Below are 17,424 nucleotides of genomic sequence, written 5' to 3'. Positions count from 1 at the left end.
TACAAAGATTTACATCTACTAAAAGACCTATCCGGAAAATATTTAGCGCGCCTACATAAAGAAGTTCTTACACAATTGAGATACACCAAGACTTTGTCAGCTAAGCTTTTCAGCTTTAAGAATGCACCTCATTAAATTGAGAAACGCGGTAGTTGCAGTGGCTATTTGTGCAAGAGGCTGCATCTTTTCCCTGTCTCTATCATGGCTCCTCTTCCCTACCCTTGACAGTCGGAAAGGTCGGATCATAAAGTCGGAAAGGTCGGATCGTTGGTTAATTTTAGAGATTTCTACCAGCCGCAACATCATCTCCTAAAACCCATCCGCAATACTGCTGAAAATTAATGCCATTGTCTACGCTAATCGGCGTATATTTTTTAAATTATCAGAGGAAAAAGATCGGCTCATTGCCTCAACACCCTGCACCAGAAGGCTGACACGCTATAGATGGACTTGCACTTCCACGTTGTATTCGTCAATACTAGAGGGGGTGCAAGAATCAAAAACCTTGCAACATGACATTGGTGTGCACATGACCTTTGAAGAAGCCCTCGAATGGGTAGAATTTACTCTTGAAGCCAAAACAGGAAAACAACTAACGGCGCCAGAAAAACAAATCTTAAAAGCGGCTTGGGACAACGAAACCTACGGCGCTGTTGCCGAAAGCTTATACATGAGCGTGGGGCATATTAAAGACTTAGCTTATCCCTTATGGCAACGCCTTTCAGACCTACTGGGAAAAAAAGTAACCAAGAATGACTTTCGCCGTTTACTCCTAGAACGAAGCGCCACACCCACTCTCGCCTCTCCAGCAATCGAAGAAAGCGATGTTGAACACACAGGAGACTTCAAAGCCAATATTTTAATTGTTGATGACATTGTAGAAAACCTGTATCTTTTAACCGACATCTTGACCAAGCAGGGGTACAAAGTTCGCAGCGTCACCAACGGCAACATGGCATTAAGAACCGTCCGCAATAACCCTCCAGATGTCATTTTACTAGATATTAAAATGCCAGATATCAATGGCTATCAAGTCTGCTCAACGCTGAAATCTGATGAAGAAACCTCAGAGATTCCCGTTATTTTCCTTAGTGCCTTAAACGAAGTTTTTGATAAAGTCAAAGCCTTTCAAGTTGGGGCAGTTGATTACATAACCAAACCCTTTCAACCCGAAGAAGTCCTCGTCCGCCTCCAAACTCACCTCACCATCCAACAGCAAAAACACCAGCTACAACAAGAAATCGACCAACATCAACAAACCGCAGAAATTCTCTACCAATCTCGCGCCCTCCTCGCCAGTTTGTTGAATAGTTCAAGAGATGGAATTGCCGCCATGCAAGCCGTGAGGAGTTTAATCACTGGAGAAATCGAGGACTTCCGCTATCTATTGGTTAATCCCGTCTTTGCTAAATTCTTGGGGAAAAAACGAGAAGAACTCACTAGTAAGTCGGTTGGGAAGAAACTGCTGAATCGACTCACTCCGGGATTATTTGAAAAGTTCATGCAGGTGGTTGAGACAGGAGAAGCACTCTCGCAAGAATTTTGTTGGGAAACGGATACCGAAAAAAAATGTTATGACTTGATTGCTGTTAAGTTGGGAGATGGATTTTCAATTACCATCCGTGAGAAGCAAGGGACAAGGGAAAAGTAGTTGATAGGCTAGGTTGAGGCTACGAAACCCAATTCTCCACCGATGCTGCGTTAGGTTTCACTTCGCTATCCCCAACCTACAATTGTTCTTTACTGACGCAGGATTCAGTTAAATTCAAAATCTTTTCAAACTGAAACTTCTTAACCCAATTCCTGAGAGTCTCAAGCTCGAAAACGTAGGATTTAGGAACTTCCTCAAGGAGTTGAGATACTAATCCAGAATCCGCGTCAAGAGTTGCTTCATGCAATTTTACAACCCAAGTTTTAGGCATTGTTGTTAATAAATCCGTTAAATTTAACCGTTCTCCAGCCACATGAGATGGGTGGGATAGTTGCTCTTGCTCCTGATAAATATAACTAACTCCCAAATGTTTAGCCATGATGTCAAAGATGGTTTCTTTGCGGAAAGGTTTTCGCACAAAATCATTGCAGCCAAGAGACAAAATTACCGCCTTTTCTTCTTCCCACACACTAGCTGTCAGAGCAATAACAGCAGTGGCTTGCCCTTTAGTCGTGCTTTTAATCCGTTTCGTGGCTTCATAACCATCCATCACCGGCATTCGCATATCCATCCAGATGAGATGCGGTGAGTAGGAATCCCAAATTTCAATCGCTTCAGTACCGTTAGTTGCTTCTTGTACTTCAAAACCAAGAGGTTCGAGGAGTTTAACCAAAAGTTGCCGATTGTAATCTCTATCATCCACCACTAGAATTCGATATTGGGGTTGGTTGGGAGCTAAGGCAACAACACGACGACTGTGGGATTGGTGTTCATTTTCGCTTGCATCAACAATGCCCACTGGAATGTCAAATTTAAATAGTGTGCCAGAGGGAGGTGGAGAAGATAGGGAAGATAATGAAGATGGGGAAGAAATTACTCCCGGACTTCGTCCCGCTTCGCTAACATTTCTCAGAGAAGTTCCAGGGGTGAAGACTTTGCCGCGACTGATAACGGTGAAATCCCCGCCCATCAAGCGAACAAATTGACGGCTAATCGTCAGTCCCAATCCCGTTCCTTGCTGCACTCGCTGCCCCGATGCTGTTTGGAGGAATGGTTTGAATAGTTTCTCCAGTTCGTCCACTGCAATACCAACTCCCGTATCTTTTACTTCAAAGGTAATAGTTGTTAGTTGTTGGTTGCTAGTTGTTTCTCCCCAGCCCCTCTGCTCCTCTGTTCCGGGTTCCACTTTGACTGACACGCTCCCTATTGAGGTAAATTTAATCGCATTACTGATCAAGTTAATCAGCACTTGCCGCAACTTGACCTCATCAGTATAGATATATTGGGGAACATGGTCAGCACAGTCAAATCGTAACTCTAAGCCTTTATCTTGTGCTTCTAACGCAAACATATCCTCGACATCAGCCAGTAAGTAATAGAGGTCGAAGTTAGTTTCGTTCTTAGCCATGCGTCCGGCTTCAATTTTGGACAAGTCAAGGACTTGGTTAATTAAAGTCAACAAATGCTCTCCACTACGATGAATGATGCCAAGGTTCTCTTTTTGTTCTGTCAAGAGATTTGCGTCCTGGTTCATCAGTTGGGAAAAGCCGAGAATGGCGTTCAGAGGAGTTCGCAATTCGTGGCTCATGTTGGCAAGGAAGATGCTTTTAGCGCGGTTGGCAGCTTCGGCGGCATCTTTTGCCCGTTCGAGTTCTGCTTCGGCAAGTTTACGATCGCTAATATCTCGTCCTACCGCCTGGAATTCAACAATGCAACCGGAATCATCGAATATCGCTCGGTTAACCCACTGCGTCCAATGCACCTGGGAGCCAACAATCACCCGATTTTCAACTGTGATCACAGGATTTTCTTGGCTCAGGGAATTAACGAGTCGGGCTACATATTCGCGGTCTTCTTCAAACACGACAGGTTTGTAGTGATGCCCGATGAGTTGTTCCTTGGTCAGTTCAAAAAATCGACAGAAGCCTTCATTGACAAAGGTCACGGTACCATCTGGCAGATACCGGGCAATCAGTTCTGTCTGGTCTTCCAAAATACCAAAGTAGCGTGCCTCGCTCTGCCGAAGAGCCTCTTGTGTAATTCTTTGAGCGTTAATTTCCTGTTCTAAGCGGACATTTTCGATGAGTGCTTTCTCAGCTTGCTTGCGATCGCTAATATCTTGAAAAGCTGCGATCGCATACTCTACACTACCCGTTTCATCGAAAATTGGCGTGCTGGTTGCTTCTAAGGGAACGATTCGCTCACTGTCGTGCAGTTCCAAATCATCTGCCCGTGTTTCTTCACCTAAGAGCGCTCGCGCCAGGGGTAGCTCTTCCACTGGATACCTCTCCCCAGTGCCTGCCCGATAAATCTGATAGGTTTTTGAGAGTTGCTCGATTTCGGTTTTTGGTAAATCTTGAATATTAAGTAACTGCTGTGCAACTGGATTGGCGTAAACTAGTTGTCCATTGGCGTCGTGAACGGATATGCCAAAAGGAATGGCATTGAGAAATTTATCCAGGCGATTTTGCGTCGATTGTACTTGAGTATAGAGTCTGGCATTCGTCAGCGCGATCGCCGCCTGTGTTGAGAGCAGTTGAATCACTTCCAAGCGATCGGGTGTAAAAACACCATCGGCTAGATTATTTTCTAGGTAGACAATCCCAATCAGTTGCCCCTGATTGAGCAGTGGCGCACAAAGAATCGACTTGGGCTGGTAGGTTTGAATGTAAGTATCTTGGGTAAATCTGCCTTCACGGGCAACATCGCTTTCAATCAGTCCTTCCTGAGTCCTTGCAACATAGTGAATAATCGACGCAGGCAGGCAAGTTTCAACGGGAGTCGATTGCAACACTATCACCCGATTTGAATTAGCCTCACCTGACGCTTCGACTCTCAGCTCTCCTTGAGACTCTAAAATTAGATAGCCAGTTTGTGCCCCAGAACTTTCCAGCAGAATTCTCATCAACGTCGTAAGCAGTTTATCCAGCTCAATTTCACTGGCAATTGCTTGAGATGCTTTCATCAGTGCTGTCAAATCCAGGATTTCACCTGGAGTATTGCCAGACGCATCAGGTAGGCTCTTGCGCGAATCTCTGGACATATTGGCTGTTGAAAAACGCTTTAGTATTTGTGGATACTGCTGTTCTAAATCCCTTATTTTAGCGGTTGCACCCCAACGTAAATAGCAGTAGTGAGCATTTAAGACATAAGCTTGGGCAACTTCCTTTTTTCCCCAAGCGAGGTAAAATTTGGCAGCCAGTTCATTCGCCAAAGCTTCTTCGTTGAGATAGCCATTTTCTTTGGCTAAGGCAATGGCGCGATCGTAGCACTCAATTGCCTTCGTCTTTTCATCCAAAACTCGATACCGCTCTGCCTCCACTAGATAAAATTTATGGAGATGAGTCATCGGAGCAAATCTCGCCCATTTTTTTAGCTTTTTCTGGTTGGCATTCACCTTCTGGAGGATGAGTTTTTGCTCAGATTTAGATGCCTCAGAATAGATAGCAAGATGGACTAAAGAATTGTAGAAGTGGGAGAGAGGAATCGTTCCTACAGCACTATCAAGACATTTTTCGACCAACTTAGCATTTTCCAGAGCCTGCTGATAGTCTTGGAAAAGATAGCCAAGAACTAACTTGTAAAAATAAAGAGCGTGACAAATATTTTGAGCATTTGCCTCCAGATGCAGAGGTAACATTTTTACTTCGTCATAGCTTTCACCGATTAAACGGCACTTATCGTCAGCCCGCCCCATCAAGTTCAATACAACCTGACGATTAAGTTGGTTATAATAAAATGCTGTTTCTTGCCCCAGTTGGCTTAGAGCATTACTGTACATTGCCATCTCTCGCTCAACCATTGCCAAGTCCTTACCCAATACATAGGAATGGTAGGAGTATACACAAGCCGCATAAGCTGCGTATTCTAAATCTCCGGTTTCTAGTCCAATCGAGTAAGCATCCCGCAAAGGATTTAGGGTTTCTCCAAGATGCTCTTTCCAATGTTTAATAAAATAATTAACGATAAATAACGTCCTAGCTTTGAGTTCTTTGGCATTGAACTTATCGACCAACCTAAGAGCCAGTTGACCAAATTGATAGCCAGTTTCAATATCTCCTACCGCTTCCCCAGAAAGAATGAGTCCATAAGTGGCATAGGCATAGGCAGAGAGCGTTGTGTTGCCATATTTCATTGATAAACTGACCTGTTTCAATGCCAACAATGGAAATAGTTTTGGTGCCGCAACATAGGCAGCAGAAAATACATCCGATAGGATACGCATTACCGCTAGCTTGTAAGAGTCAGTCATTTCCGGAAGGTTGATTAAATCTTCAACTCGTCTCCCTACCAAACTTAACTTTGTCCTTACCAGTTCAACTAAAATATCTAATTTATTGGGATTTCTTGGCAAGCGAATTCCCAACAGCTTTAATACTGAAAGTGCTGTCTCTATAGCTTCTAAGGCTTTATTCTGAACAGTAAAAGCTTGAATCTTAACTCCATAGATTTTTACTGTATCCAACAGCGTTCTGGCTTGTTGCAGGACAACAGAAGCTAATTTTTCCATTTCCTCAAACTTGCCACTTAAGATAGTAACTTCTGCGGCTTCCACATAAAGTTCCAGAGTTAGGTTATACTGACGACTCCAGCTATCTGCACTGAGGTAATCTAAACCAATTCTTAAGTAGTTCGATGCCGCTTCCCAAGCGGCTGATGCTTTCGCTTTCTTACCAGCAATGAGATTTAATTGAGCGAGTTTATCTCGTTCTAATTGAACGTTAATTGCTTCAATACCGAAGTTGAGTTGATTGACAATATCAAAAATCTTTTGTTGGAGTATCTGTGGCGAATTATTTTGCAACAACAATTGCCCGATTTTCCAGCGCACAGCTTGCTTGTCCTCTGAGGGAATCATGGAATAGGCAGCTTGCTGGATGCGGTCATGAGCAAATTTATAAGTAATTTCTAACTCATTTGATTCTCGATCTGTTTGAATTAATTTGTAATCATCTCCGACAGGTAATATTAATCCCGCTTGAATGGCATTCCATAATTCATGAGCCGTTTCTTTTTGAGAATTTTCATTAATAATTGAAAGCGTTCTTAAATCAAATTGGTTGCCAATACAAGCGGCTAACTGTAAAACTCTTTGTGCTGACTTTGATAATCGTTGAATTTTCTCAGTCATTAATTCAACAACATTATCAGTTATGCTCCTAGTTATAATTTTTTCTAAATCCCAAGACCAAGCTCCAGCATTAGTATCAAATTTTAGGAATTGCTCTGCATAAAGCGACTTGAGAAACTCCTTGAAAAAAAAAGGATTCCCCTGCGTTTTTTCCCAAACCAACTCGGCTAATCTTTGCGTATGGATGCACTCAGTCTTCAGGGTATCCGCAATGAATTCATTAACCTGGTTTAAATTTAGGGGTGAAAGCGAGAGATGATTAACTATTACCCCCTGCTTGTTCATCTCGGATAAAGCCAGCATGACAGGATGAGTGGCGCTGACTTCGTTATCTCGATAAGCTCCAATCAAAAACAGATAGTGAGTATTAGCATGGGTCATTATAAGCTGGAGCAATTGCAGCGTAGCCGTGTCTGCCCACTGAAGATCGTCTAGAAATAGGACGACCGGAGCTTTAGTGAGGAGATGCTCTTGTTTGCAAAAGACTTGAATAAAGTTTTGAAAAACTAAATTAAACCGATTTTTTGCTTCTGTTGAAGGTAATTCCGGGATGGTTTTCTGTTTACCAATAATTAGTTCAACGTCTGGAATGATATCAATAATAATTTGTCCGTTGGCTCCTAGTGCATGTCCAATCCTTTCTCGCCATTGTTGTAATTGGAGTTCAGGTTCAGTGAGCAATTGCCGCACCAATTCTTGCAAGGCAGCGACCAATGCCTGATAGGGAATATCCCGGTGAAACTGGTCAAACTTTCCTTTAATAAAGTATCCGCGTTTCTGAGGGATAAGCTTGTATAGTTCCTGAACTAAAGCTGATTTTCCAATACCAGAGTATCCAGAAATTAGCATGAGTTCAGTTTGCCCAAGACTTGTCCGCTCAAAGGCAGTCAATAAACTCTCAATCTGCGGTTCTCTCGCGTAAAGCTTTTGAGGAATTCGTAATTGAGGAGAAGTATCTTGGCATCCTAAAGTAAACCTTTGGATTGCACCGTTTTTATATTGAGTAAGACAAGTTTCTAAATCGGCATTGATTCCCCTAGCACTCTGATATCGCTCTTCAGGCGTTTTTGCCATCAACTTCATGACAATGTCTGAGACAGTCAAGGGGATTTCTGGATTGATTTCATGAGGATATATCGGTTGTTTAGCAATATGGCAATGAACTAACTCAAGTGCATCGACAGATTCAAAAGGAAGCTGGTTAGTTAGCAATTCATAAAAGGTGACACCAAGAGAATAAAAATCGCTACGATAGTCAAGTGGACGATTCATCCGTCCTGTTTGTTCGGGAGACATATAAGCCAATGTCCCTTCTAGAACATTAGGACTTTTGAGGCTAGGATTCTCTTGAGGTAAAAGGGTAGATAGTCCAAAATCAATAAGTTTTAATTGTCTCGTTTGAGGATTCAAGACAATATTAGATGGATTGATATCTTTGTGAATTACATTTTTTTGATGAACTTTGCCTAAAGCATCTGCGATTTTGATGGCAAGGTGGAGAAACTCTGGTAAAGAAAAGGAACGCTCCTCTATCAGGATTTTTAAGGACTCTCCTCCAACATCCTCCAACAACATGACTTGTGTGTTGTGGTATTTTCGCAGTTCGTAAGCTTTAATCGTTTCCTTTAAATTGAGACGGCGAATGATTTCGTATTCCTGCTGATAGCGGTAGAGTTCGGCTGTCGCGGGATAATCCTCTTTGAGGAGTTTCAAAATCAGAGGTTGCTGATTTCTATTGAGGATTCCTCGGTATACAAGGGAATTAGCACTTTCGTAGATTTGGCTGACAATTGTGATATCTGGCAGTGAAATCATGTTTGGGATTACTGCTGATTAAAAAGTTGAATACTATTCAATTAATCTAAGCTATAGTTCACCAAAAAATTGTGAACTATAGCTCTTTTTGTCCAAATTTCAAAAAGTCGAATTATGAGTTTGTAATGTTCGTTACGAATCTAACATTTTCCTTGAGGGCTATGCCAGAAAAATTGATTTGTGCAGAACTTAGACGTTGACAGGAGACAATCATGTGCAGTAGCCCTGAGCGGCTTAGCACGGTCTAGGGTTCATGGTTCATTGTTGATAGCTCGATTGTCCATGAACCCTGTTCGGCGCAGCCGTTGCCGAAGGCTACTATGAACCATGAACCTTACTAAGGGTGTCATTGTTAAAACCAATTGGTATAGTCGTTGCTATTCTTGTCTTTTTATAGTACAAATGTACCAGTAATTTTTCAGTCGCTAGTAGCGCCTCAAACCGACATGAAAGAACTGCAAGCAGGAATTCAACGAATTCAAGCCAAGTGCATTCCGCTCAATCGGAACCCTGTCTCAGAAAAGAAGCCAAGGAAACAAGGGCGATCGCATCCAACTATGGTGAAAGCACCACCACAACAGCTTGGTGAACCGCAAAGACCGCTTTTATCTTTTCCAGTCGGATCGTCTCTAGAGGTGCTACGCAAACGAATGAGTAAGGGAATGAGGCGCTTGGAAAGTCAAGCAGAACGGATTAATCGACTTTCTGCTGAGTTAGAAGTAGCGGTGTTGGAATTAAAAGCGATCGCATCTGATCTCAACCGAGATTGGAAAGCCATCCAAGCAACCCAAAAATCCTCTACAAGTAGAGATATCTGCGAGTATCGTGCTGTTGTACCACAAGTTGAAATAAAATCAGATGGGTCATTTGTGCTGCAATCAAGAGCAGTAGATTTATTTCAAGCCGAACGCGAAGCAGCATTACTAGCCCAGACATTGCGACATCGGGCAAAGCAAAAGCGAGAACACCGTAGCGGCAAATAAGGAATCAGGTTCCCAGTCGCCAGTCCCTAGTGCAAGAAGGTAGAAGATAGGAGGCAGAAGGAATATTTCTTGCACAGTAACCTTTTTGACCCAAACGGCACACGCTGGTCAAGGCTTCCTGTAAAAAGTGAGCTTCTACAAACCCCCCTCACGACTGAGCAACTAGGAGCCTCAAACTGCGAGAATAACCCCCAAGACGAAGAAAAAGGCAGAAACTACTAATCAAAATGTTTATCGACAAAAGCAAAGCCCTACTAGATAATCCCAAGCAGATGAATTATGGCATTGCTGTAACTGATGTCGATGGGGATGGCTCGTTTGAGTTATTTGTCGCTGGTTATAACGGTGCGAACCTAGTGCTGAAGTATAACGGTGAGGGTTTTGTCAATATTGCCGATGATGTTCTTGCCGATGCTGGACGGCAAGCGATTGGTGTCGCAGCAGGTGACATTGATGGGGATGGACGAGAAGAAATTTATGTATTGAATACCGACTCCTACGCAGGACGAAAGCAATTTGCCGATAGATTGTTTGATTACCAAGATGGGAAATGGGTGGATTTATTTTCCTTACCCGAAAATCAAGACGTCCTCAATCTCACAGCAGGTCGTTCGGTGATTTGTATAGACCGTAATGGTAATGGAAAGTATGGTTTTTTTATTGCCAATTATGGCAGCCCAATGCGGTTGTATGAGTTGGATGATAACGGTCGGCTGGTTGATGTTGCACCAGAAGCCGGATTGGATTTAACAACGGGTGGACGGGGAATTATTTCACTGCCCTTAGTTTCCGATCGCATGGATATTTTTACGACAAATGAGCGGGGACCGAACTTTTTATTTTGCAACCAAGGCGATGGTACGTTTGAAGAGATTGCGGAATTAGCGGGTATCAGTGACCCCTACCAAAATGGTCGCGGTTTAGCTGTTTTGGATGCTGATGAAGATGGTCGATTTGATATTGTATACGGCAATTGGCAAGGACGACACCGGATGTACTTACAACAGGAACTGGGAAAATTTAAAGAAGTCGCCTCTCCAGACATGGCAATGCCATCTCGTATTCGTACTGTGATTGCTGCTGATTTTGATAATGATGGTTATGAAGAATTGTTTTTCAACAATATTGGTGAACCTAATCGCTTGTTTGCACGCCAAGATGACAACTGGAAGATGATTGATACTGGTGATGCTTGGGAACCGGATGGTTTGGGGACAGGTGCTGCCGTTGGTGATTTAGATGAAGATGGTCAGCTTGCTATGTTCATTAGTCATGGAGAATCGGGTTCTCAACCCATGACATTCTATTCTCCACCAAAAAACGATAACTTTTGGCTTAGGGTGCTACCACTAACAGCTCAAGGTGCCCCTGCAAGAGGAGCAATTGTTACATTAGTTGGCGAAGAGAGAATTCAACGACGAGTAATTGATGCAGGTAGTGGCTATCTCTGCCAGATGGAACCTGTCGCCCATTTCGGACTTGGGAAGAACCCTTTTGTTAAACACGTTGAAGTGCGCTGGACCGATGGTAAAACTGCCAAAATTGAATCACCAAAACCGAATCAAATTATCCGGGTTTCTCATTCTTCTTCTTAACAGTTGGCTATCCTATATAAGTAGATGGAGTGCAACTTATTGCGTCTTTGCCACACCGTTATTTATTTAACTCGTTAGCCTTCAGCAGCACTTTCCCAATAAGAATAAGTCTTACTCCCAATGTTCTTATTCTCTTCTATGTAAATTTTGTTTAAACACTTGAAAAGAGCCTGAGCATAGTCTTCTAAGCCAAGGAGTCTCAAACTGGTCAGAATTCTAGTGAGGCGAAGATAGTTGTGATTTCCCTCCTCAATCCAGTTTAGTTTTCTCTCTTGGTAATTATCAGACTTTGTTATTTCTACACCTGTATCATCAATTTCGTTGCATTGCAGTCCGTAAAATTGAAGCATTACTTCGAGGGATTTTCTCAATCGTAATCTTAGTTGCTCGTCTCTCCTAAAGGATTGAATCACTTCATCATTCAGAATCGGTGCATTTTGGTTAAATCGACTTTTTTCCTTCAAAGGAAAGAGCCACTGAATGTAGTCATGCGTATATTCCAGCTTTTGACAATCCCATAACCAAATATCTTCTAGCATTCGCCCTGATGAGTTGGGAGAGCGACCTTGATAGAAGGCAAGAATATTTTCTGATAGTTCGTTAGACATGAGGCTCTAAAAACCTTGATTATAAGCGTTAGTTTCGATTAAACTCCAAAAATAGTAGCGAGGTTCTTCCAGCGTTAGTTAGATATTAAAATGTTCCGCTTGGTATCTTGTTCTTAAGTTTTATATCTATTGAGAAGTAGTATAGCGATTCTCGTATCAGTGAGGTACATCTTACTTTCTTGCCAATTCCCAATTCCCAATTCCCAATTCCCAGAACCTTGTACCTCATCCTTTAGGAGAACCCCTATATTAGTTGGTGACGCTCGTGAACGAAACTAATCCTGAAACAACGCCGTTACACTCAATGAATCCGCTGGAGGGTGAAACTAGCCTCCAACAATCATCCGGCTGAGTCACGTATGGTTTCAGTAGACCCATTACTAAACAGTCCACTTTTCCCAAACGTCCGTTGCTACAGCTATGAGTATCGACAACCGCTAGATTTGGAAGGGCTAATCGGTCGCGCTCAGAGTGTATCGTACCTCCCACAAGAAGGAGAAGCACAACAGCAGCTTGTCTCAGGTTTGAAGGAAATCTATGAACGAGATCGCGATGAACATGGCTTAGTTTATCTGGCATATCACACCAGTGTTTACCTCGCCCAACCGAAACTGGAATATCAGACGGTCTAAAGCCCCTTGATCTAAAATCGCTATGCTGTAAAAGAGCATCTGTCCTTTCACGAGTGGATAGTTGACACCCATGACCAAAAGCCTCAACCCCACAACGCTGCCCCCCGCCTTTCCCGACCATACCCAACTCCCCGACTCCGACGGCACGTTTGTGAAAAACTTCCAAGAACATCCCCAGAGTATCCTACTCACCGACTCCCTGGAAACCACACTGCAAACCCTCCACCCGGACGGAGAGTATGCGATCGGGCAAGATTGTGGCATCTACTGGCGCGAAACCGAGCCTCCTGAACGTGGTGCAGAAGCTCCTGACTGGTTCTATGTTCCTAACGTTCCGCCCCTTTTAGATGGCGAAATTCGCCGATCTTATGTGTTGTGGCGAGAGTATATTGTGCCACTGATTGCGATCGAGTTTGCTAGTGGTGATGGTTCTGAAGAACGAGACAATACCCCTTTATCTCGCCTACCAGAAGGAATTAACCAGAAGCCGGGAAAATTTTGGGTCTATGAGCAGATTATCCGGATTCCCTACTACGCTATTTACATCATTAAAACCAGCGAACTGGAAGTTTATAACTGGGTCAACACTCGCTATCGTCGCTTGGAACCCAACGAGCGCGGACATTACACGATCGAACTAATGGGAGTAGAATTGGGTGTATGGGAAGGCAGCTATCAAAATCAAACCCAGCGATGGTTGCGTTGGTGGGATAATCAGGGAAATTTATTGCTAACAGGTAGCGAGCAAGCCAAACTCGAACGTCTCCATACCGAACAAGAACGCCAACGAGCTGATGCTGAGAGCCAACGAGCTGACGCTGAGAGCCAGCGTGCTGAAGCAGAACGGCAACGCGCCGATCGAGAACAGCAACAGAAAGAGCGATTAGCGGCGTATTTGCGATCACAGGGGATCGATCCTGATCTGATTTGAGCCTTGGCGATTGCTGTATTTTTCTAGGATCTGGAAAAATGGCGATCGCTTGCGACTTCTTCTCAGAAAGTGTTTGTACATCCTCGTTAAGCAGTTTTAGGTTCCCTTGTTCGACGATTGTTCACTAATTGCCGGATGACGCTTGCGCCTTTTTTCCGAAAATGGGGCACAGAGACGGGGTTTAACCGCGTTCTAGTCAACAATTAACCGTCAACGTCAACAACAAGCTGCGATGTTTGTCAATTGTGCTAAGGAGCGTGGTAATTTGCAATGTACAGACAATGACAAAGTACAAACGCATGAACCGCGAAATCCTGCAAGCTCTCGATGATGTTGGTATTCGGTTTGTTCGCATTCTCTGGTGTGACAATGCAAACATCATACGCGGCAAGGCGGTACACCGAGTTACGTTGTCTGACTACCTCAACAATGGTGTTGGTATCTCAGCCGCTCAGCAAGCTGTTCCTGTAATGTATGATGCCCCAGTACCTGGTAGTGGTCTGGGGCCAGTGGGTGAAGTGCGCTTGGTGCCAGACTGGAATACCTTTACACCCTTACCCTATGCTCCTCGTCACGCTCGTGTGATGGGAGATATGGTTAAAGATGGTCAACCTTGGAACCTCTGCCCTCGGAACTTCCTCAAAAAGATGATTGCTGAGGCGGCAAGTGAGGGGTTAGAAGTGGTTGCAGCGTTTGAGAATGAATTTTACCTGTTGCGGCAAACGGCTGAGGGGATTGTGCCAGCAGATGAGACGGTTTTTGCCTCAACCTTGGCGATGGATTTGCATCAGTCAGTGATTGATGAGATGGCAGAAGCACTAGTAGCGCAAGGAATGCTAGTGGAGCAATATTATCCAGAGTCGGGACCAGGACAGCAGGAGATTTCGATCCTTTATTCTAAAGCGTTAACAGCAGCCGATCAGCAAATTGCCTTTCGTGAGACGATAAGAGCGATCGCACTTCAATACAATCTCAAAGCCTCATTCTTACCCAAAATCTTTGCTAACAAAGCAGGTAGTGGCTGCCATCTCCACCTCAGCCTTTGGCATGATGGACAGAATCTTTTACCAAATCTAGACGCTGAGGGAGAACTTTCAGAAATTGCTCGTCGCTTCATTGCCGGAATCCTCCACCACCTCCCAGCACTGATGGCATTGACAACACCCAGCACCAACTCCTACCGGCGGATTCGCCCCCAGTCTTGGAGTGGGGCATTTCGCTGTTGGGGAATGGATAACCGTGAGGCGGCGATAAGAGTACCCAGTAATCCTGAAGAAGAGAGTCCCACGCATTTTGAACTCAAAACCGTAGATGCCTCTGCCAATCCTTATCTAGCATTAGGCGCAGTCATTGCGGCAGGACTGGATGGTGTACGACACTGTTTTGAGCTAGGAGAACCTGTATCAGTAGACCCTGGATACTTAAGCGAGTCAGAACGCAATACCCGTGGTATTGATTTGTTGCCCATCAACTTAGGTCTGTCGATTGAGCAACTTAGCGGCGACAACGTTCTCTTGGATGCCTTGGGTACAGAACTTGCTCAAGCCTACCTAGCTGTACGCAAAGCGGAGTGGGAGGCGATGAAGGATTTAGAACTGGAAGAGGAAGTAAAGCTTTTATTAGAGCGATATTAAACAAAATCCGCCTGGTAAGCCTTTTGACAGTTTCATCAATCAGACACCACTTAAACTAAGCGAACCAAAACATAGTTCTATTGAGTGGGATAAAAGCTATGGTCAGTTCTACTAGCGAAAAGTCAGTGGTGTATGGTGCCTGTCCCCATGACTGTCCCGATACTTGCTCAATGCTGGTTACAGTGGAGAATGGTCGCGCTGTGAAGGTAGAAGGACACCCTGACCATCCCTATACGCGCGGTACGCTCTGCGGTAAAGTTAGCGATTATCTTGACCGAGTTTATAGCCCCGATCGCATCCTATATCCCATGCGGCGCGTTGGGCAAAAAGGCAGTGGGCAGTTCGAGCGGATTAGTTGGGATGCTGCCCTCGATGAAATTGCCTTCCGCTTCAAGCAGATTATCAATGATTACGGTTCGGAGGCAATTATGCCCTCTAGTTACTTGGGGCATGAAGGTCTTCTTAATGGTCTAACGGTAGGCGATGCCTTCTTCAATCGTTTAGGTTCCACCATTGCTGAACGTACCTTCTGTATCTCCTGCACCAGCACCGCCTATTTAATGACCTACGGCCCGACTCATGGCACTGACCCCGATACATTCAGCCACTCTCAGTACATTATTCTTTGGGGCTGTAATGCACTAAGTACAAACGTCCACTTGTGGCCGTTCATCCAAGAAGCGCGGAAAAACGGGGCAAAATTAGTCGTTATTGACCCAGTTCGTACTCGCACTGCCCAACAAGCGGATTGGCATATCCCTGTTCGCCCTGGTACTGATAGTGCCCTGGCTTTAGGGATGATGAATGTCATCATCAACGAGAATCTAATTGATGCTGACTATGTGGAAAAATACACCGTTGGATATGAAGAGCTGAAACAACGGGTTAACGAGTACCCACCTGAGCAAGTTGCTGAAATTACGGGTATTTCTGTAGAAGACATTGTGACTCTGGCACGAGAATATGCTATAACACAGCCATCAGTAATTCGCGTCGGAGTAGCTCTAGAAAAACAGGCTGGCGGTGGTCAGGGAATCCGAGCGATTTCGTGTCTACCTGGGTTGGTGGGTGCATGGCGACATTTAGGAGGAGGAATGCTGCAAGCCCCGATGTGGCCCTTCCCGATTCGTGGAGAAGTCGTTCATCGTCCTAACTTCATTAAGCCAGGGACGCGGGTTGTCAACCAGTGGCAACTCGGTCGGGCGCTAACTGGAGAACTTGCTCTTGACCCTCCCATCAAGGCATTGTTTGTCTACAACTGTAATCCAGTAACCCAATCAGCAGAGCAAGATAAAATTGTGGCGGGTTTAGCCCGTGAAGATTTGTTCACTGTCGTTAGTGAACAATTTATGACGGATACGGCTGACTATGCCGATATTGTTTTGCCCTCAACTACTCAGGTTGAGAACTTGGATCTGATGTTTTCCTGGGGGCATACTTATGTAACCTTAAATGTACCTGCGATCGCACCTTTAGGAGAAGCTATTCCTAACACTGAGCTATTCCGTCGTCTAGCTGCCCGGATGGGGTTTGAGGACGACTGCTTTAAGCTCAGTGACGAAGAGTTAGCAATGGAGGTACTCGATTGGTCGGCACCTGTTATGCAGAATATGGATATGGATCTGCTCAAACAGCAGGGCTATGCCAAGTTGGATGTCAATTTAGTTCCTCACGCTGAAGGGAATTTCCCAACTCCATCAGGCAAGTGCGAATTCCTATCCTCAATGAAGGTCGATAGCAACTATGTTGTCCCTGTGTTCCGCCAGGGGTACGAAGAATACTCTCCAGGAGAATTCATCGACCCACTGCCAACGTACACTCCCCAACGGGAATCTGTGCAGAGCAATCCAGAACTGGCAAACCGCTATCCTCTGAGTTTGTTGTCAGCTAAGCCACATCAGTTCATCAATTCCTGTTTTGCCAACTTACCCAAGCACCTGAAGCTTCAAGGTGAGCCAAAGGTAATTATCAATCCAGAAGATGCTCTCAAGCGAGGTATTGTTGAGGGGCAGATTGTGAAGGTTTTCAACGACCGAGGTGCATTTCAAGTACCCGCAAAAGTTAGTGATATCACTCGCCCAGGTGTTGTGGTTGCACCTCTAGGCTATTGGCGTAAACTCAGCCATGCAGGTAACACCATTAATGCTGCTACTGCGGCTACGTTTGCAGATATGGGTCATGCCGCTGCGGTTGGAGATTCGTTAGTAGAAGTTACTTCGGTCAGTTAGTCATGATTCACTTGGCTTGAGGCTGTGAAGAGGGGAGTCATGGGTCATTTTTCTCAAACATTACCTGTCTTCCCCTGCTTCTCTTCCTACTTCGTCATTTAATCTGAAGTTCCCCTTTGACAAATCGCCATAACCCATGCTGTGACTGAAGTAAGGGCAAGAAATCCCCCGACTTTACTGGGTACAAAATACACTCACGCCCAGCAAATCAAAAGC

Annotated in this window: 9 protein-coding genes; 7 read left to right on the top strand and 2 right to left on the bottom strand. The window is 44.5% G+C overall.

Annotated features, from left to right (window positions below):
- Window positions 1-529 precede the first annotated feature (529 nt).
- Complete coding sequence (locus H6F98_RS09255; RefSeq protein WP_192218387.1) at window positions 530-1,651, top strand: response regulator; 1,122 nt, start codon at window positions 530-532, stop codon at window positions 1,649-1,651.
- A gap of 76 nt (window positions 1,652-1,727) precedes the next feature.
- Here the strand turns inward: H6F98_RS09255 and H6F98_RS09250 are convergent, their stop codons facing one another.
- Window positions 1,728-8,597, bottom strand: a complete 6,870-nt coding sequence (locus H6F98_RS09250; protein ID WP_192218386.1) for an AAA family ATPase — start codon at window positions 8,595-8,597, stop codon at window positions 1,728-1,730.
- A 446-nt stretch (window positions 8,598-9,043) separates the two neighbouring features.
- Here H6F98_RS09250 and H6F98_RS09245 point away from each other — a divergent pair, with 446 nt between their 5' ends.
- Entirely contained in the window at window positions 9,044-9,580 is a 537-nt protein-coding gene (locus tag H6F98_RS09245) for a hypothetical protein (RefSeq protein ID WP_192218385.1), read from the top strand.
- Window positions 9,581-9,807: 227 nt separating this feature from the next.
- Window positions 9,808-11,175: a CRTAC1 family protein gene (locus tag H6F98_RS09240; protein WP_192218384.1), complete on the top strand. Its 1,368-nt coding sequence runs from the start codon at window positions 9,808-9,810 to the stop codon at window positions 11,173-11,175.
- 74 nt (window positions 11,176-11,249) lie between these two features.
- On the opposite strand, the gene H6F98_RS09235 is transcribed toward H6F98_RS09240, so the two are convergent.
- On the bottom strand, window positions 11,250-11,783 hold the full coding sequence (locus tag H6F98_RS09235) for an opioid growth factor receptor-related protein (protein ID WP_192218383.1): 534 nt from the start codon (window positions 11,781-11,783) through the stop codon (window positions 11,250-11,252).
- A gap of 320 nt (window positions 11,784-12,103) precedes the next feature.
- Between H6F98_RS09235 and H6F98_RS09230 the strand changes: the two genes are divergently transcribed.
- The 4 genes from H6F98_RS09230 (at window position 12,104) to H6F98_RS09215 (ending at window position 17,208) form a co-directional block, all read left to right on the top strand.
- Window positions 12,104-12,415 (top strand): hypothetical protein, encoded by a 312-nt coding sequence (locus H6F98_RS09230; RefSeq protein WP_192218382.1) that lies wholly within the window; start codon window positions 12,104-12,106, stop codon window positions 12,413-12,415.
- 70 nt (window positions 12,416-12,485) lie between these two features.
- Window positions 12,486-13,346, top strand: a complete 861-nt coding sequence (locus H6F98_RS09225; protein WP_192218381.1) for a Uma2 family endonuclease — start codon at window positions 12,486-12,488, stop codon at window positions 13,344-13,346.
- Window positions 13,347-13,627: 281 nt separating this feature from the next.
- Complete coding sequence (locus H6F98_RS09220; protein WP_396811199.1) at window positions 13,628-14,980, top strand: glutamine synthetase family protein; 1,353 nt, start codon at window positions 13,628-13,630, stop codon at window positions 14,978-14,980.
- 98 nt (window positions 14,981-15,078) lie between these two features.
- On the top strand, window positions 15,079-17,208 hold the full coding sequence (locus H6F98_RS09215) for a molybdopterin-dependent oxidoreductase (RefSeq protein ID WP_192218380.1): 2,130 nt from the start codon (window positions 15,079-15,081) through the stop codon (window positions 17,206-17,208).
- Window positions 17,209-17,424: the final 216 nt, after the last annotated feature.

Origin of the sequence: Microcoleus sp. FACHB-SPT15 (assembly GCF_014849525.1) — a bacterium.
Classification (GTDB): domain Bacteria; phylum Cyanobacteriota; class Cyanobacteriia; order Cyanobacteriales; family Coleofasciculaceae; genus Symplocastrum; species Symplocastrum torsivum.
The sequence above is the reverse complement of the archived record's forward strand: the minus strand, read 5'-3'. Positions and strand labels throughout refer to the sequence as shown.